Below are 17,117 nucleotides of genomic sequence, written 5' to 3'. Positions count from 1 at the left end.
GGCCCCTCCTCTCGTCAGGCTCCGCCAACATCGCGTCCATGAGGCTGGAGCCGACGACGGCGGCTCGCTACCCGCTCAGACAAGCGTGCCGAGCGCGGCTGGATCGAAATCCTGCAGACTCTGGTGATCGCCTTCCCGGATCTTCGCGACCCATTGCGGATCGCTGAGAATGGCCCGGCCGACCGCGATCAGATCGAACTCGTCGCGCTCCATCCGTTCGATCAGATTGGCCAGTCCGGCAGGCGTCGAACGCTCGCCGCCGAAGGTGCCGAGAAAGTCTCCCGACAGTCCGACCGAACCCACGCTGATGGTGGCGGCCCCCGTCAACTTCTTCGCCCAACCCGCGAAGTTGAGCCCCCCGTCGCCATCGATCTGCGGAAACTCCGCCTCCCAGAAGCGCCGCTGCGAGCAATGCAGAACGTCGGCGCCCGCCTCGACGAGCGGGACGAGCCACTGCGCCATCTCGTCGGGGGTCTGCGCGAGCCGCGCGGCATAGTCCTGTTGCTTCCACTGGCTCAGGCGCAGGATCACGGGCAGGTCGGGGCCCACGGCGGCGCGCACGGCCTTGACGACCTCCACCGCGAAACGCGAGCGTTCCCGGATCGTGGCGCCGCCGTATCCGTCCTGGCGCAGGTTGGTGGCGGCCCAGAAGAACTGGTCGATCAGATAGCCGTGAGCGCCGTGAATCTCCACCGTATCGAACCCCAGCCGTCGGGCGTCCGCCGCGGCCTTTCCATAGGCTGCGATCGTGTCCGCGATGTCCGCGTCGCTCATCGCGTTGCCCCGCGGTTGACCGGGGGCCGCGAGACCCGAAGGGCTCTCGACGGACGCCGCGGGCGTCCATTCGGTGAAGGGACTGGCAACCGAGCCGACGTGCCAGATCTGCGGCGCCATTTTTCCGCCCGCCTCGTGCACGCTATCGACGACCTTCTTCCAGCCGGCGAGGGCTGCGTCGCCATGGAAGAACGGAATGCCCGGATCATTGCGCGAAGCGGGCCGATCGACGACGGTGCCTTCCGAGACGATCAACCCGACGCCGGCTTCGGCGCGGCGCCGGTAGTACTCGGCGACGTTTTCGCCGGGGATCCCTTCCGGCGAGAAAGAACGCGTCATCGGCGCCATCACGATCCGGTTCTTCAGTTGCAGGTTCTTCAGTTGGAACGGCCTGAACAGGACTTCGACTTGAGCGCGCGTCATTGGCTTGACCTCGTGGTTCGGGGCTTGTCATGGTATATAACGTATACCAGGTGTCAATGAGGCACCGCGATGAAACCAGGTAGCATCGAGGAAACCGCCGTGTCCGAATGCCGGAAAGAAAAGGTGTTGTCCGCAGCCGATTGCCCGAGCCGGTTGCTGCTCGATCAGATAGCGGACAAATGGTCCGTGCTGATCCTCGCGTCGCTGTGCGACGGGCCGCTGCGCTTCAACGCGATCAAGCGCCGCATCGAAGGCGTTACGCAGAAAGCGCTGACGCAAACCCTGCGTCGACTGGAGCGGAACGGGATTCTGGAAAGGCGGGTCATCGCCGAGTCGCCCATTTCGGTCGAGTACGAAATCACGCCGCTTGGGCGAACGCTCAATCGTCCCTGCCAGGCGCTCCACGCGTGGACACAGGCGCACCTTGCCGAAGTCGAGCGGGCACAGGCCCAGTTCGACAAGCGCGCGAAGAGTCGCTGACGCAATCCGGACATCGCGCCGTGGCCGCCCCCGTTCGGGCGACATCGCAAGACGCACCATCGGCGATGACCGGTGCGGGGGCGGCGCGTGGGCGACGCCCATGCGATTTACGCGGCGACCCGGCATTCGCCCTGCCCCTTCCGGGCTCGCCGCCGCCGTCCTCCGCGCCCGTTTCATTGACGGCCGGCGTTATGGCAGCACCAGACCCGATGCAACAGCACGCGGCCGGCGCCTGTCTTTGCGCCGTTCCAGTTCAATGCACGGCGTTCGCCGTCTCGATCGCTTCGCCGTACACCGCCGCGACGCGCCGCGCGATCACTGAATTGTCGAAATGGCTGCGCGCGTAGTCGCGGCACGCGGCGGCGTCGGGCAACCTGAGCCGGCCCGAAAGCGCCGAGCCGATGCCGTCGGCAATGGCCGCCGCGCCCGTCGAGGGCAGCACGAGGTCCGGCGAGAGCCCGGCCACGGCCTCGGGCAATCCGCCCACCGGCGTGACGAGCACCGGCGTGCCGGCCGCGAGCGATTCGGCCGTGATGAGCCCGAAGCCTTCGAGCGCGACGGTCGGCACGACGCTGAGCGTCGCGGCGCGGTACAGCGAGGCCAGTTGCGCGTCGGGCACGAAGCCGAGCAGCTTCACGTTGTCCTCGAGCCCCGCGTCGGCGATGCGCTGCTGCAGTTCGCCTTCGAGCCGCCCGCGCCCCGCGATCAGCAGCAGCACGTCGCCATGCTTCGGCTTGAGCAGCTTCACGGCGTCGATGAGATCCTCGAGCCCCATGCGCCGCACGAGCCGGCGCACCGCCAGCACGATCGGCCGGCCCTGCGGCAGTTGCAGCTTCAGGCGCGCGTCGGCGCGCGTGCCGGGCACGTCGAACTGCGCGACGTCCACGCAGCCGGGCACCACGCGCACGCGCTCGGGGTCGATGCCGTAGCGCCGCGTCAGGATCTGCCCGAACGCCGCCGAGAGCACGATGAGCCGCGAGGAGCGCTCGTACACGGTCTGTTCGAGGTAGTGCTTGAGGCGCTGGCTCAGCGTCGCCGCGCCCTCGACGAGGCTTTCGTCGGCCCACGGCCCCTGGAAATGCGAGACCTGCGGAATGCCGCGCGTCACGTCGAGCCCCGGAAACGTGTAGAGCGCGAAGTGCGACGAGATCACGTCGGGCCGCTGGCGCTCGATCTCGCGCCGCAGCGCATGGCGCGCGGCGATGAGCCGCCACGGCAGCGCACGCGAGGCCGGGCCGAAACCATGGATCGCGCCGCCGCTGTCGCGCGCGACCTGCGGCGAACCGGCCACGACGCCGCGCACCTGCACGCCGGCGCCGGGCAGCGCGCCCACGAGCGAGTAATACATGCGGTCGAGCCCGCCCGCGCGTTCGGGAAACCAGTGCATGCCGATTTGTAGCGACCGGATGGATTGGGTTCGTGTGGTCATCGCGTGTCCTTGGTTTTACGGAAAGCCGGTATGCGTCCCGCGTTGAGAAACGGCCGGCGCGGCGCGCACGGCCGATGCGTGTTCCTTCAGCGCGAATATTCGTCGCCCTCGAGCGCCGCGCCGCCGAACGGCTGCGAAACGGAAGCGGCGTCGCGTTGCGACGCGGCCCGGGGCGCGTCGCGGATCAGTTGCCGGTACAGCGCGAGGTACTGCGCGGCCATGCGCGCCCAGCCGAAACCGGCCGCGACGCGCGACGCCGCCTCGCCCATCGCGCGGCAGCGCTCGCGCGCGCGCGCGAGCTGCGCGATCGCGGCGGCCAGCGCAGCGGCGTCGTCGGGATCGTCGAGCACGATGCCGCACTCGGACGTGATGATCTCCGCGCCGCCCGCCGTGCGCGCGGTCACGACGGGCAGGCCCGACGCGAGCGCCTCGAGCAGCGACAGGCTCATCGCCTCGTAGCGCGACGGAAACACGTAGGCGTCGACCGAGCGCATCAGCACCGGCATCTCGCTCACGAGGCCGAGAAAATGCACGCGCGACTCGATGCCGAGCGCTTTCGCGCGCTCGGGATAGGGGCTGCCGGGCAGATAACCGGCCACGGCGAGGTGCACGCTCGCGGGCAGGCGGCAGAGCGTCTCGAGCACGGTGCCGAGGTTCTTGCGCGGCGTGCGCAGGTCGCCGACGAACAGCAGCATGAACGGCGCCGCGGGCAGATCGAACTTCGCGCGGTCGCCCTGCGCATTCGCGAAGCTTTGCGTATCGACGCCGTTGTAGATCACCTCGAGCCGGCTCGACGCGGGCAGCCCGCCCATGCGGATCTCGTCGGCCACCTTGCCCGAGACGGCCGCGATCACGCGCGAGCGCCGGTAGGCCCAGCCCTCGAGCACCGCGTTGATGCGCGTGTACAGGTACTGGTAGGTCGACCAGAGGCCCTGGCGCAGCCCGAACGGGTAGTACGGGCTCCTCGCCCAGCCGCCGTGCACGAAATGCGCCGTGTTGACGTCGGCACGCGCCCAGGTGATGAAGCCGTTCACGTGCAGCAGGTCGTATTCGCGCCGGTGCAGGCGCAGCCAGAGCGCGCTGCGCAGCGCGAACACCTGCTGGCGCACGAGGTTGGTCGGCCACCAGCGGCCCGGCTTCACGCGCACCCACTTCGCGAGCGGATGCGCGAGCAGGTCCGGCGAAACGAACGACGCCACGAGCGTGACCTCGATGCCCTCGGCGAGCGCCGCGCGCGCGATCTCGTAGTTGACGCGGCCCTGGCCGTCGTTATGGCGCACCACATGGGTGACGATGGCGACTCTCAATCGATGACCTCCGCGGCTTGCACGACCTTATGGCGCATCAGCTTGCGCCAGTGGCTCGCGCTCAGGATGGAAAACAGGCTCGAAAAAAGCAGCAGGCCGCCCGTGCCGACGAGCGAGTTGGTGAAGACGAGCATCGCGAAGATCGAGACCGCGATGCTGACGCAGGCCGAGACGTAGCGGTCGTCGGCCAGCCGGAACGACGCGCGCAGCGCGCGCGCGAACAGCCACAGCGTGCCGCTCAGGTAGAGCAGCGTGCCGGGCCAGCCGAGCACGAACGGAATGTTCATGACGCCGCTGTCGAAGCTGCCGTATTGGCCGAGCTGACCGTTGTTGCTGCTCGAGAGCTTCGTCGAGGCGCCCGTCGCGCCGAGCCCTTCGCCCTGCACGTCGGTGAAGGCCTTCTTCGCGAACTCCGCGTAGAACTGGTGGCGGGCCTCGTAACTCTGGTCGTCGGAGAGGTTGGTAAGCGAATCGAGCCGCGCCTGCATGCGCTCGGCCACGGGGCCGATGGCGAGCAGCGGCACGCACAGGCCGGCCAGCACCAGCGCGCTGACGATGATGCGGATGCGCACGCGGTTGCTCGACTTGAGTAGCTGGAGCAGCATGGCGATGACCCAGCCGCCCCAGGTCGAGCGCACGAGCGAAAGCGCGAACGAGAAGAAGCCGAACGCGGCCGCGACCCAGCGCACGCGGTGCTTCGCCGCCATCACGAACACCATCGCGGCCATCATCGCGAACGCGAACGGTCCCGACGAGTTCATCGTGCTGAACACGCGCACGCCGAACGGCACCGGGTCGCCCTGCGAGTCCATGTCCGAGCCCACCATCCACATCGCGTCCCAGGGCGGCATGATGAAAAACTGCACGAGCCCGTAGGCGCCCATCACGAGCATCCCGTAGATGAACGTGTTGACGGTCGTCTCGCGGTACTGCGGGTAGTCGCGCGTGTGGGCCATGATGTGAAAGCCGATCAGGATCGGATAGGCCCAGTTCGCGAGATCGTAGATGGCCGGCAGCGGCCCGCTCGACATCACGCCGATCGCGAACCCGTAGGCGAGGCCCGAGAGCGCGAGCAGCACCGGCAGGCCGCGCCGCTGCGCGAGCAGCGGCGCGTAGCGCACGAGCGAGAACCCGCTGACCATCGTCACCGCGAGCGGCGCGATTTCGATCAGGCTCGTCGGCGTGAACGCGCCCTTGCCGTAGTCGGCGAGGCGCCGCACCTCGGGCGCGAGGAACCAGAGCCACCAGACGAAGCCGACGTAGCGCGCCGGGTTGACGAAGTAGAGCCACACGCCCGTCGCGAGCGAGAGCACCGGAAACGCGAGCGTGAGCACCGAGCCCTGATGGGCGGCCACGAGCAGCGCCGTGAGGAACCACAGCGCGAGCGGCGGCAGCGTATCGCGCGAGAGCGTGCTGCGCAGGCGGTCGCGCGTGCGGGGGGCCGGCGACGGCGCCGGGGCGGGAGACGCGGGCAACATCGGAGAGGGCGCGCGCATCGCTCAGGCCTCGCCGGGTACGCGTCGGGACGGCTGGTTCGGGTCGAAACCCGCCGTCTCGGCGCCGCGCCGCTGCAGCATCTCGCGCGTGAGTTGCACATGCTGGTAGGCGAAATGCTGCGTGGTGAGCTCGCGCGCGCGCAACTGGTCGAGCGCGGCGGCGGCCTGGCGCTGCGCGCGCGAAGGCGCGGCCGCGAGCGTATTGGCGGCCTCGCGCAATTGCTGCGGATCGAACGGTGGCACGTAGAAGGCCGCCTCGTCGTCGAAGTAGTCTTCGAGCGCGCCCACGCGCGTGACGATCATCGGCTTGCCGAGCGCCGCCGCCTCCAGCATCACGGTGATGCCGGACGCGTGCGTATTCGGCCGCAGCGGCACGACGACGAGATCGGCCCAGTCGTAGAGCGCGCGCTGCGCGGCGAGGCCCGAGACGCGCACGACCTCAACGTTCGGCGCGCGCGCGGCGGCCGGCACGCGGCGGCGCGTCGCGATGCGTACCGCGTAGCGCGAATCGTGGCCGAGCGCGGCGACGAGCGTGGTCCAGTCGCGGTCGCGGTCGTTGCCGATCGCGGCGACGCGCAGCGGCGCGTGCGGCGCCCATGGTTCGGGCGGCTGCAACGGAAAGTCGTCGGTGTTCAAGCCGTAATAGACGTGGCGCGCCTCGCGGCCGAAGTAGCGGCGGCACAGCGTGGCGTTCTCGCTCGCAAGCGTCGTGAGCAGGTCCGCGCGCGCGAGCAGCCGGCCGTACAGCGCGCGGCGCAGCGCCCCGTAGCCGGGCCAGCGGTCGAGCAGCCAGACGCTCTGCGCAAGCAGCAGCGGCGCGTGGCCGCCGCGCCGCGCCGCGAGCAACAGCAGCAGCGCGACGGCCAGATGCTCCTGCTCCGTGTGAGTCCACACCACGTCGGCGGCCAGGATGGCGCGACGGTTGCGCCAGGCGTGGATGAAGTCGAAGCCGAGCGCGGCCTTCAGCGCGCGGCGCACGAGGCGCACCGGCTGGCTCTCGCGCGCGTCCTCGGCGTAGTCGAGCGCGAACTCGTCCGATTCCGCGTGGTGATAGCCGTACAGGCAGCCGATCTGCTCGCCCTTGCGGTAGTGGCGCGGATCGGCGCCGTAAAACAGATGGACGTGGACTCGCGTGGCGTTGTTCATTCGGCCCGCTCCGTCAGTTTGGCCGCCACGGGGCGGCGCGAGGCGCTGCGCCGCGCCTCGACGGCGCCGCTGCGCACCGCGCGCCAGCGCGCGAGCGTGTCGCCCGCGGTGCGCGGGTTGCTCAGCATGGCGAACCCCACGTGGGCGAGGCCCGGATAGAGGCGCGTGCCGATCAGCGTGTACCACCACCAGACCGTCGTGCGACGCAGCAGCGGCAGATGCTCGCTGAGAATCAGGTGCAGGTTGTAGGCGGCGTTGCTGATGGAGGCCAGCGTCAGCGCATCGCGCGGCTCTTCGCCGAAGCGCGGCGCGGGATAGTGATCGACGGCGATGGCGGGGTCGTAGACGACCTTCCAGCCCGCGTGCTTCACGCCCATGCTGAACCCCATGTCGTTGTGCACCTGCGCGCCCGTGCCGCGCAACCGGCGGTCGAAGTTCAGATGGCGAACCGCCTCGCACCGGTAGCTCATGTTCACGCCCTTGAGCAGATCGACCTCGCGCGCCTCGCCCACGCCGAGATGATGATTGCCGACGATCCGGCCCGAGAGCAGCACCTTGCCGACGAGCTCGCGCTCGCCGTCGAGCACCTGGCCGCGCTCGTGCACCCAGTCGCGTCCGCCGAGCGCGCCGAGCCGCGGGTCGGACGAGAACGCCGCCTCGATCCGCTCGACCCAGTCGGCATGCGGCGCCGCGTCGTCGTCGGTAATCGCGACGATGTCGCCCGTCACGACTTCGATGCCGCGATTCAGCGCGGCGACGAGCCCGCGCTCGTCGACGACGACGACCTCGACCGGCAGCGCGCGCCTCGCCGGATGGCTGTCGAGGCAGGCGTGGGTGGGAACGTCGTCCGCGCGGGTCACGACCACCACCTGATCGGGCAGGCGCCACTGGCGCATCAGCGCCGACAGGCAGCGTGACAGGTCGTCCGGCCGGCGATAGGTCGGCACGAGTACGGATACTTTCATCGCGGGTCCTCGGGTACGGGTCGGGTGGATCGGTGACGGAAAGCGGGCGGCCTCGCGCCCGCCCGGCGCCCCGGATGCTCAGGTGCTCAGGTATTCCTGCACGGCGGTGTAGCCGTAGCCGTAACTGCCGCGCGCGCGCTGCGGCACGCCGTTGAAGATGCCGCCCTGCACGTTCACGCCGGCGCTCCGCAGGCGCTTGAGCGCGTCGCTGATCTCGCCTTCCGAGTGCATGCCCGAGCGCATCACGAGGAAAGTCGAGCCCGCGTGCGCGCCGATGATCGCGGCGTCGGTCACGGCCAGCACCGGCGGCGTGTCGATGAGCAGCACGTCGTAGCGCTTCGAGAGTCCGTCGAGATACTGCTCGAGACGCGGCGACATCAGGAGCTCGGACGGATTGGGCGGACGGCGGCCGCACGAGATGAACTGGAGGTTGTCGACGCCGGTCGGGCGGATGGCCTCGTCGAGCGCGATCTGGCCGGACAGCAGCTCCGAAAGGCCGTTTTCCTGCGTGCCGCCGAGGTAGCGTTCGAGCACGCCGCGCCGCATGTCGCCGTCGACGAGCAGGACGCGCTTGCCCGAATGCGCGAGCAGCACGGCGAGATTCGCGCTCATGAAGCTCTTGCCGACGCCCGGCACCGAGCCCGTCATGACGACGACGTGGTTGCGCGCGTCCATCACGCTGAACTGCAGCGACGTGCGCAGGCTGCGCAGGCTCTCGACGGTCAGGTCGTGCGGGCGCGTATTGGCGAGCACCTCGCGCAGGCGCATGCCGTCGCGCGACGGGATGCGCTTCTCGAGCTGCGCCTGCTCGCTCGAGAGCGGGATGAGCCCGTACACCGGCAGGTGGAACACGCGCTCGATCTGGTCGGCGTCCACGATGCCCTTGAAGAGGTTGCGCCGCAGCAGCACGAAGCCGGTGCCGAGAATGAGGCCGAGAATCACGGCGGCCGAGACGATCAGCACGGACTTCGGCTTGGTCGGCTGCCCCGGACGCATGGCCTCGTCGACGAGGTGGACGTTGCCGCCCGAGCCGGCGCGCTGCACCGCGAGCTCCTGGATGCGGTTGAGCAGCAGCTCGTAGGTGTCCTCGCTCACCTTCGCGTCGCGCTGGAGCTGCACGGCCTTCACTTCGGTGGCCGGCAGGTTGCGGAAGCGCGTGTCGAACTTGTCGCGCTCGGCCTGCAGCTCCGCGAGCTGCTGCCGCGCCGAGATGAGCGCGGGGTGATCCGCGCCGAAACGCTGTTCGAGCGAGGAGATCTGCAGTTCCTGCGACGAAATCTGCTGCTCGTAGTCGATGCTGCCCTGGAGGTAGATCTTCGACTCGTCGTCCGCGTCGATCGAGCCCGACTTGCTCTGGTAGATGGCCAGGGCCTCCTCGGATCGCTCGAGGTTGTTCTTCAGCTTCGGCTCCTCGCTGTTCAGGAAGTTGAGCATCTTGGTCGCGTCTTCCTGCTTGCTCGCCACGTGCTCGCCCAGGTACGACTGCACCACGGCGTTGGCGATGTCGGCCGCGCGCTGCGGGTTCGTGTCCTGGAGCGAGACCTGGATCACGCCGGTCTGCTTGCCCTGCTCCTCGACGTCGATGGCCGACTGGAACGACGTGATCGCGTCGAGGTCGTTCATGCGCACGACGCGAAAGCGCGTGCCGGGCCGCGCCACGAGCCTGTTCACGAGCATCGTGACGCCGGCGCCCTGGGCCTCCTCGCCCACCGTGCCGCGCAGCAGCGGCTCGCCGTGCGGACCCGTCAGCGCGTACTGGTTGCCCGGCAGCGCGGTCATCGTGAGCTTCTTGCCCTCGAGATCGGGCGAGACCTGGATCGAATCGACGTCGGCGACTTCGCCGCCCCAGGCGAACGAGCTCAGGCCGAGCCACGGCTTCGCGGGCTGGCCGGGCGTCGCCAGCCGGCTCGCGAGATTGCCGAGCACCGGCATCGTGACCGGCGAGACGGAGAAGTTCAGCCTGAACTGCTGGACGACCGGCTCGAGCACCGCGCGGCTCTTGATGATCGCGATCTCGGCGTCGGTCGGCAGCGCGGTCGACGAGCCGTCGCTGATCTGCGCGCCCGTCTGCGTCTCGGTCAGCGCCTGCGAGGTGTTGTCGGACTGCTCGACGCGCACCTGGGCATCGGCCGAATAGACCGGCTTCGCGACGTAGCAGTAGAAGACCGCGATGGCCACGACCGCAGCCGCGATGGCAAGGAGCCAGCCGATGTCGTCGATGATGACGCGCAGTAGCTGACCGAGGACCACGTCCTCTTCTTCGGTGGGGGCCGCGGGGGCCGCCTGTCGGATAACTTGCGTATTCACGATTCGGTTCCGTTGTCCTGGTGAAGGTTGCTCGAGCCTGACCGTTTCCAGACGATCGACGCCGATCCCGCGTGCTACTGCGTGATCTGCTTGGTGTAGAAAATGGTCTCGATGGTCGGCAACACCTCCTGCAGCATGCGGTTGAAAGTCGTCGAAGAGGCCGTGCCCACGTACACCACGTCCATCGGTCTGAGCTGGAACTGGGACGAGAGCATGATCGCGTCGGGCTGGGTCATGTCGAGCCGGTAGATTTCGGGCTTCGACGGGTCGTTCTGCACGTCGCGCATCACGAAGATCTGCCGCGGGTTCGCGTCGGTGTCGAGAATCCCGCCGGCCTGCGTGAGCGCGTCGGCGATGGTCAGACGGCCGCGGATCATGTTTTCCTCGATCGGCGTCTTCACTTCGCCGATCACGAACACGCGGCTGTCGGAACGGTCCGGGATGTTGATGATGTCGCCGTTCTGCAGCAGCACGTCCTGGCTCATGTCGCCGTGGTCGAGCAGGCGGTCCGCGTTGAGCACGTAGAGCTTGTTGTCGCGCGTGAGCCGCACGCGCTCGTAGTCGGCGTTCGCCGTGGTGCCGCCCGAGCGCGTGATGGCGTCGACGAGCGTGAGCGGCACGTCGCTGATGGCGAGCGGCCCCGGCGTCGTCACGTCGCCCGTCACCTGCACGCGCTGGCCGCGGAAGGCGAGCACGCGCACGTTGACCTGCGGATCGTGGATGTAGTTGACGAGCCCGGCCGCGATCTCGGCGCGCAGTTGCTCCGGCGTCTTGCCCGCGGCCAGGATGCGGCCGATGAACGGGAAATAGATCGTGCCGTCGGTCGAGACCGTGAGGCCGAACGGATCGGACTGGCCCGGCAGCGCGGTGGCGTAGGGCTGCGTGAGGGCCTGCCCGACCGTCTGCGTGGTGTTGCCGCCCGCCGAGAACGTCGTGCCCGCCGGCGTGGAAATTTCGGGGTGGTCGTACACGGTCACGCCGATGATGTCGGCCGGCGCGATCCGATAGCTGTAGTTCGCGAGGTCGCCGATGGGCGGCAGCGCCTGGGTTTGCGCGACGGCCTCGGCTTCCTGTGCCTGCTTCATCACGAGTTGCGCATCGATCAGATGCACGGGATAGGTGACGTCGGGCGTCGGCGTATTGTCCTCGAGCCGCGACGTGGAAAGATAATTGCCCGGCGCCGTGGAGCAGGCGGACACGAACGCGCTCAGCGCGAGTATCACGGTCAGCTTTTTTGTCAGCATATTCGGCTCAACCATTCCTTTACCAGACGTTCCATCAATTCGAGGCTCTCGAGATAGGCCGCTTCATCCAGCCCGTGCGGATCGGCCACGTCGGAGCTCTCCCACTTGCCGAGCGTGTAGACCTTGCCGCGCGCGGTCGGCTCGACCTTCTCGACCCCGGAAACCTGGCGCTGCTCGGTGACGAGCACGAGGTCCGCCGCGCGCACGAGGTCGCGCGTGAGACGCCGCGACCGGTGCTCGCCCACCTCCACGCCGCGCTCGGCGAGCAGGCGCTGCATGACGGGGTCCATGTCGGCCCCGTCGATCGCGCACAGCCCCGCCGAGTGAAACGACGGCGCGTGTGTCGCCGCGCTTTCGCGCTGTCTCGCGCGAAACAGTTGCTCCGCCGCCGGCGAACGACAGACGTTCGCGTGGCAGACGATCAGGACGTCGTTGAACATGGCGGCATACTCCTTCGTCTCCAGTCATTCCAGTCATTCATGCCGGCATCCTCCCGGTGGTGACCCGTGTTCTCGCGACGGCGCGGCTCAGGCGCGCGCCGCGGCCTCGGCGCGCTGGCGCCCGGCGCTCACCGCGCTCGCGCTGGCGCGGCCGACGGCGTGATACTCGATGCCGAGCTCGCGCAGCGCGAGCGGGTCGTACAGATTGCGTCCGTCGAACACGACGGCGCTTTTGAGCGCGTCCTTGAGCGCGCCGAAGTCCGGCATCTTGAACGCGCGCCATTCGGTCAGGACGACGAGCGCGTCCGCGCCGTCGGCCGCGGCCATCTCGTCGACGGCGAAATCGAGCCGCGCGCGCTCCTCGGGCATGGCGGCCAGATCGAGCGCGAGCACGCGCTTCGCCTCCTTGATCGCCACCGGGTCGTAGGCGCGCACCGAGGCGCCGCGCGCGAGCAGCTCGGCGATCAGCGCGCGGCTCGGCGCCTCGCGCATGTCGTCGGTGTTGGGCTTGAACGCCAGTCCCCAGACGCCGAAGCGCCGGCCCGTGAGATCGGCGCCGAAGCGCGTGACGATCTTCTGCGCGAGCACCTTCTTCTGCGCTTCGTTGACAGCTTCCACGGCGCTCAGGATCTGCAGGCTCTCGCCGTACTCCTCGGCCGTGCGCACGAGCGCCTTCACGTCCTTCGGGAAGCACGAACCGCCGTAGCCGCAGCCCGCGTAGAGAAAGTCGTAGCCGATGCGCGGGTCCGAACCGATGCCGCGCCGCACCGATTCGATGTCCGCGCCGACGCGGTCGGCCAGGTTCGCAAGCTCGTTCATGAACGAGATGCGCGTGGCGAGCATCGCGTTGGCCGCGTACTTCGTGAACTCGGCGGACGGCACGTCCATGTAGAGCGTGCGCTCGTGATTGCGGTTGAACGGCGCGTAAAGGCGCTTCATCAGCTCGCGCGCGCGCTCGCCGGGCACGTCGTCGTCGCAGCCGAGCACGATGCGGTCGGGCCGCGCGAAGTCCTCGACGGCCGCGCCCTCCTTGAGGAACTCGGGGTTCGAGACGACCGAGAACATCGGCTGCATCGGCTGGATTTCGCGCCGGCGCAATTCGGTCGCGATGGCGTCGCGCACGAACGCCGCCGTGCCGACGGGCACCGTGGACTTGTCGACGACCACCTTGAAACCGTCCATGTGCCGGCCGATGCTGCGCGCCGCCCCGAGCACGTACTGCAGGTCGGCCGAGCCGTCCTCGTCGGGCGGCGTACCGACCGCGATGAACAGGATCTCGCCGTGCGCCACGGCGGCGGCCACGTCGGTCGAGAACGACAGGCGCCGCGCGCGGCGGTTGCGCTCGATGATCTCCGGGAGACCCGGTTCGTGAATCGGCACGACGCCCTCGTTGAGCAGGTCGATCTTGCGCGCGTCGACGTCGAGACAGATCACGTCGTTGCCGATGTCGGCGAGGCAGGCGCCGGTGACGAGCCCCACATAGCCGCTGCCAATGATCGTCAGATTCATGCACACCTCGAAAGTGAACGATGTTTTCCCGGGCATCGCGACGATGCGCCGGCCGCGGATTCAGTACGCGTTGTGGCCGACGAAGCCTTTCCACAACGTGAGCACCACGATCTTCAGGTCGAGCCCGAAACTCCAGTTCTGCATGTAGTGCAGATCGAAGCGCACGCGGTCGCGCATCTTCTCGATGCGGTCGGTTTCGCCGCGAAAGCCGTTGATCTGCGCCCAGCCCGTGATGCCGGGCTTGATGCGGTAGCGGTGCATGTAGCCGCGCACGAGATCCTTGTAGATGTCGTCGTGTTCGAGCGCGTGCGGGCGCGGCCCGACGACCGACATCTCGCCCTTGAGCACGTTGATGAACTGCGGCAGCTCGTCGAGGCTCGTGCGGCGCAGGAACGCCCCGACGCGCGTGATGCGCGGGTCGCCGCGCCGCGCCTGCGTGACGGTGCCGGGCGCGTCGGCATGCTGCTTCATCGAGCGGAACTTGTAGATCTCGAACTCGTTGCCGTCGAGCCCCTTGCGGCGCTGGCGGAAAAACACCGGGCCCGGCGACGAGAGCTTCACGGCGACGGCGATCACGGCGAAGACCGGCGCGAGCGCGATCAGCACGCCCAGCGCGAAAAGCCGGTCGAACACGCGCTTGGGCCAGACGCGCAGGTCCGTGATCGGCGAGGCCGCGAGGTTGATCGCCGGCACGCCGAGCAGATCGACGACGGGCTGGCTGAAGAGCGAGAGGCTGCGCACGTCGGGAATGAAGCGGATGTTGACGAAGTCGTTGCGCAGCTCCGTCACGATCCGGTGAATCGTACGCTCCTTCGACATCGGCAGCGCCAGCCAAAGCTCGCGCACCGCGCGGCGGCGCACGAACTCGATCATCGACTGCACGTCGCGCTCCACCGGCACGCCGTCGACGAGCGCGTCGCCGCGCGCGTCGTCCGCCCGGGCGTCCTCGTCGAACAGCAGCACGGGCATGAATCCCGCCTCGGGACGGCTGTGCATCTGGCCGATCAGAAAGTGCCCGAACGGCGCGCCGCCCGCCACCGCGACGGCCTTCAGGTTGTAGCCCTCGCGCCGGATGCCCTTGAGCACCGTGTAGACGAGCGCCTTGGCCGCGACGAGCAGCACGACGGCCGAGGCGGCCCAGTAGGCGAGCCAGAGCCGCGAGAGCGAATCGGCACGGTGCACGCTGAAGCTGAGCAGGATGCCGGTGCCCTCCACGGCGAGCCACGCCACGGCGACGCGCGCGAACAGGTCGTAGAGCGGCTTGCCGCGCCACGACTGGTAAATGCCGAACGCCGGGAACATCCAGACGGCCAGCACGCAACTGAACGCTAGCGCCAGCGTTTCCATGTCGCTCAGCGGCACGAGCCCTCCCCGGTGCAGGGCGGCCGCGACGAGCGCGGCGGCCGCAACCGCTGCGATGTCGATGATTCTGGCAAGCACGCTCAACATGTGACCGCCCCCTCGGGTTAGCCGTCGAAATAGCCGTCAGGCGACGAGCGCAGGTCCGTCGTTGCGGGTCCGGCATATTTCGACGAATCGGAAAAGACGCGTCGTTCCGGCCGACTGCGGGCCGATAAACGCATCCGAACAAACCCTAATAAAGCGTTATAAAAATACATTCGCAAGCGCCAAAAGTATCTCCAAATGTATCGGTAAGAACGGCATATTTTTTATTCTGTTTTTTGTGAAAAATTTACCGAATTCCGGTCTCTATTACAGATCATTTCGACGAATTGCACGCCCTTTTCCCACGGTCTTTCCGCATTGCGATAAATCGGACAAACGAGAATCCCGGAACAAATCTATTTTTATCGAATATTTTTCCGTTTTTTATCGTCCACGCCGGACATAAAAACATCATCCTTTCAATCTCCATTTATTTTCAAGTTTCTTCTTTGAATTGATTTAATTGTCGATTTTAAGCGTGCTACAAATCGCTCAAACGAACCCGAATCAGGAGAGCGAAATGACGGATACGGTTTCCGCCGCAGTCACCGCGGGCGACGCGCCCGCCCATGTCCCGCAGCCGGTCGCGCTGCACGTTCATCCCGTGGTGCTCGCCGGCGGCGCGGGCTCGCGGCTATGGCCGCTCTCGCGCGAGCAGCATCCCAAGCAGATGATCAGCCTCGTCGGCGACCAGACCCTGCTCGGCGACACGGCCGGCCGGCTCGACGGGCTCGACGCCGGCTATCCGGTCGCCGAACGGCTCGTCGTCGTCTGCAACGAGGAGCACCGCTTCACGACGGCCGAACAGTTGCGCGTGCGCGGCAAGGAGGCCCAGCTACTGCTCGAGCCCGTCGCGCGCGACACCGCGCCCGCGCTGACCATCGCCGCGCTGTCGGTCGCCGGCGCGCAGCAGGACGGCATCCTCGTCGTGATGCCGGCCGACCACGCACTCACCGATCTCGAGGCGTTCCACGCGGCCGTCGCCAACGGCGTGCGCCACGCCGCCGCCGGCCACATCGTGACGATGGGCATCGTGCCGACGCGCGCCGAGGTCGGCTACGGCTACATCCACGTCGGCGAGCCGCTCGGCGGCCCCGAGGCGGACGGCGCGCGCCAGTTGAGCGGCTTCGTCGAGAAGCCCTATTTCGAGCTCGCGCAGCAGTACGTGGCCTCGGGCCGCTACTGGTGGAACAGCGGCATCTTCATCGTGCGCGCCTCCACCTGGCTCGCCGCGATCCGCCGCTTCGAGCCCGCCATCTACGAGGCCTGCGAAGCCGCCTGCGCGCGCGGCCAGGCCGACGGCGACTTTTTCCGCGTGGAGAAGGAGGCGTTCGGCCGTTCGCCCGCCAACTCGATCGACTACGCGGTCATGGAGCCGCTGCCCGGCGACCCGTCGGTGGCGCGCGGCGTGGTCGTGCCGCTCGTGGCGGGCTGGACCGACCTCGGCTCGTGGGACACCGTCTGGCAGGTGCTGCCGAAGGACGATGCCGGCAACGTGGCGCGCGGGCGCGTGATGTTCGAGGGCGCCCAGGGCACGCTCGCGCACTCGGACGGGCGGCTCATCGCGTGCATCGGCACGCAGGATCTCGTCGTCGTCGAAACGGCCGACGCCGTGCTCGTGGCGGACCGCGCCCACGCGCAGGAGGTCAAGAAGGTCGTGAAGCGCATCCGCGACGCGAGCGGCAGCGAGGCCATCGTCCACCGCAAGGTGCACCGCCCGTGGGGCCATTACGACTGCGTCGACGGCGGCGAGCGCTTCCAGGTGAAACGGATCGTGGTCGAACCCGGCGCGCGGCTGTCGCTGCAGATGCACCACCACCGGGCCGAGCACTGGGTCGTCGTGCGCGGCACCGCGCTCGTCACGCGCGGCGAGGAACGCTTCATCGTCTCGGAGAACGAGTCCGCTTACATTCCGCTCGGCGTCGCGCACCGGCTCGAAAACCCCGGCAAGATGCCGCTCGAGATCATCGAGGTGCAGTCGGGCTCGTACCTCGGCGAGGACGACATCGTGCGCCTCGACGATCAGTACGGGCGGCAGTGTCAGTGAGGCGGAAGCGAGGACGGGAAAACAGGCCGGGTCGCCCGCATTGCGGTGGCCCGGCCTGGCGCCGGAGGAAAGAAGGCGTGAGCGAGACGTGAAGCGGAGAGCCT

At 68.3% G+C, this 17,117-nt stretch carries 13 protein-coding genes; 2 read left to right on the top strand and 11 right to left on the bottom strand.

Annotated elements, in window-relative coordinates; genetic code table 11:
* Nucleotides 1–75: 75 nt before the first annotated feature.
* Nucleotides 76–1,197 (bottom strand): NADH:flavin oxidoreductase, encoded by a 1,122-nt coding sequence (locus tag CY652_RS00880; RefSeq protein WP_102128788.1) that lies wholly within the window; start codon nucleotides 1,195–1,197, stop codon nucleotides 76–78.
* 99 nt (nucleotides 1,198–1,296) lie between these two features.
* On the opposite strand from CY652_RS00880, the gene CY652_RS00875 reads away from it, so the two are divergent.
* Entirely contained in the window at nucleotides 1,297–1,677 is a 381-nt protein-coding gene (locus CY652_RS00875) for a winged helix-turn-helix transcriptional regulator (protein WP_258002130.1), read from the top strand.
* Between the two features lie 253 nt (nucleotides 1,678–1,930).
* On the opposite strand, the gene CY652_RS00870 is transcribed toward CY652_RS00875, so the two are convergent.
* From CY652_RS00870 to CY652_RS00825, 10 genes are all read right to left on the bottom strand, one after another.
* Nucleotides 1,931–3,106, bottom strand: a complete 1,176-nt coding sequence (locus CY652_RS00870; RefSeq protein ID WP_102128786.1) for a glycosyltransferase family 4 protein — start codon at nucleotides 3,104–3,106, stop codon at nucleotides 1,931–1,933.
* Between the two features lie 86 nt (nucleotides 3,107–3,192).
* Nucleotides 3,193–4,413, bottom strand: coding sequence for a glycosyltransferase family 4 protein (locus CY652_RS00865; protein ID WP_102128785.1), 1,221 nt, complete (start codon nucleotides 4,411–4,413; stop codon nucleotides 3,193–3,195).
* The gene (locus CY652_RS00860) at nucleotides 4,410–5,888 is read right to left on the bottom strand and encodes a glucose-6-phosphate isomerase (protein ID WP_374703618.1); all 1,479 of its coding nucleotides are present in this window, start codon (nucleotides 5,886–5,888) and stop codon (nucleotides 4,410–4,412) included. The genes CY652_RS00865 and CY652_RS00860 overlap by 4 nt, the downstream gene beginning before the upstream one ends.
* Before the next feature lie 24 nt (nucleotides 5,889–5,912).
* The gene (locus tag CY652_RS00855; protein ID WP_102128784.1) at nucleotides 5,913–7,055 is read right to left on the bottom strand and encodes a glycosyltransferase; all 1,143 of its coding nucleotides are present in this window, start codon (nucleotides 7,053–7,055) and stop codon (nucleotides 5,913–5,915) included.
* Nucleotides 7,052–8,020, bottom strand: coding sequence for a glycosyltransferase family 2 protein (locus CY652_RS00850; protein WP_102128783.1), 969 nt, complete (start codon nucleotides 8,018–8,020; stop codon nucleotides 7,052–7,054). The genes CY652_RS00855 and CY652_RS00850 overlap by 4 nt, the downstream gene beginning before the upstream one ends.
* Before the next feature lie 78 nt (nucleotides 8,021–8,098).
* Complete coding sequence (locus tag CY652_RS00845) at nucleotides 8,099–10,330, bottom strand: polysaccharide biosynthesis tyrosine autokinase (RefSeq protein WP_374703617.1); 2,232 nt, start codon at nucleotides 10,328–10,330, stop codon at nucleotides 8,099–8,101.
* A gap of 71 nt (nucleotides 10,331–10,401) precedes the next feature.
* Nucleotides 10,402–11,571, bottom strand: coding sequence for a polysaccharide biosynthesis/export family protein (locus CY652_RS00840; protein ID WP_102128782.1), 1,170 nt, complete (start codon nucleotides 11,569–11,571; stop codon nucleotides 10,402–10,404).
* Nucleotides 11,565–12,011, bottom strand: a complete 447-nt coding sequence (locus CY652_RS00835) for an arsenate reductase/protein-tyrosine-phosphatase family protein (RefSeq protein ID WP_102128781.1) — start codon at nucleotides 12,009–12,011, stop codon at nucleotides 11,565–11,567. The genes CY652_RS00840 and CY652_RS00835 overlap by 7 nt, the downstream gene beginning before the upstream one ends.
* An 87-nt stretch (nucleotides 12,012–12,098) precedes the next feature.
* The gene (locus CY652_RS00830) at nucleotides 12,099–13,520 is read right to left on the bottom strand and encodes a UDP-glucose dehydrogenase family protein (RefSeq protein WP_102129003.1); all 1,422 of its coding nucleotides are present in this window, start codon (nucleotides 13,518–13,520) and stop codon (nucleotides 12,099–12,101) included.
* Between the two features lie 60 nt (nucleotides 13,521–13,580).
* Nucleotides 13,581–14,969 (bottom strand): undecaprenyl-phosphate glucose phosphotransferase, encoded by a 1,389-nt coding sequence (locus tag CY652_RS00825; protein ID WP_102128780.1) that lies wholly within the window; start codon nucleotides 14,967–14,969, stop codon nucleotides 13,581–13,583.
* Between the two features lie 517 nt (nucleotides 14,970–15,486).
* On the opposite strand from CY652_RS00825, the gene CY652_RS00820 reads away from it, so the two are divergent.
* Nucleotides 15,487–17,013 (top strand): mannose-1-phosphate guanylyltransferase/mannose-6-phosphate isomerase, encoded by a 1,527-nt coding sequence (locus tag CY652_RS00820; RefSeq protein WP_102128779.1) that lies wholly within the window; start codon nucleotides 15,487–15,489, stop codon nucleotides 17,011–17,013.
* Nucleotides 17,014–17,117: the final 104 nt, after the last annotated feature.

This window comes from Burkholderia sp. WAC0059 (genome assembly GCF_002870125.1).
Lineage (GTDB): Bacteria > Pseudomonadota > Gammaproteobacteria > Burkholderiales > Burkholderiaceae > Paraburkholderia.
Note: the sequence above shows the minus strand (reverse complement) of the source record. Positions and strands in the feature narration are given on the sequence as shown.

Coding starts and splice junctions, on each gene's coding strand:
- CY652_RS00880 (WP_102128788.1), bottom strand. CDS start 1,197: ATGACGCGCGCTCAAGTCGAAGTCCTGTTCAGGCCGTTCCAACTGAAG.
- CY652_RS00870 (WP_102128786.1), bottom strand. CDS start 3,106: ATGACCACACGAACCCAATCCATCCGGTCGCTACAAATCGGCATGCAC.
- CY652_RS00855 (WP_102128784.1), bottom strand. CDS start 7,055: ATGAACAACGCCACGCGAGTCCACGTCCATCTGTTTTACGGCGCCGAT.
- CY652_RS00850 (WP_102128783.1), bottom strand. CDS start 8,020: ATGAAAGTATCCGTACTCGTGCCGACCTATCGCCGGCCGGACGACCTG.
- CY652_RS00840 (WP_102128782.1), bottom strand. CDS start 11,571: ATGCTGACAAAAAAGCTGACCGTGATACTCGCGCTGAGCGCGTTCGTG.
- CY652_RS00835 (WP_102128781.1), bottom strand. CDS start 12,011: ATGTTCAACGACGTCCTGATCGTCTGCCACGCGAACGTCTGTCGTTCG.
- CY652_RS00830 (WP_102129003.1), bottom strand. CDS start 13,520: ATGAATCTGACGATCATTGGCAGCGGCTATGTGGGGCTCGTCACCGGC.
- CY652_RS00825 (WP_102128780.1), bottom strand. CDS start 14,969: ATGTTGAGCGTGCTTGCCAGAATCATCGACATCGCAGCGGTTGCGGCC.
- CY652_RS00820 (WP_102128779.1), top strand. CDS start 15,487: ATGACGGATACGGTTTCCGCCGCAGTCACCGCGGGCGACGCGCCCGCC.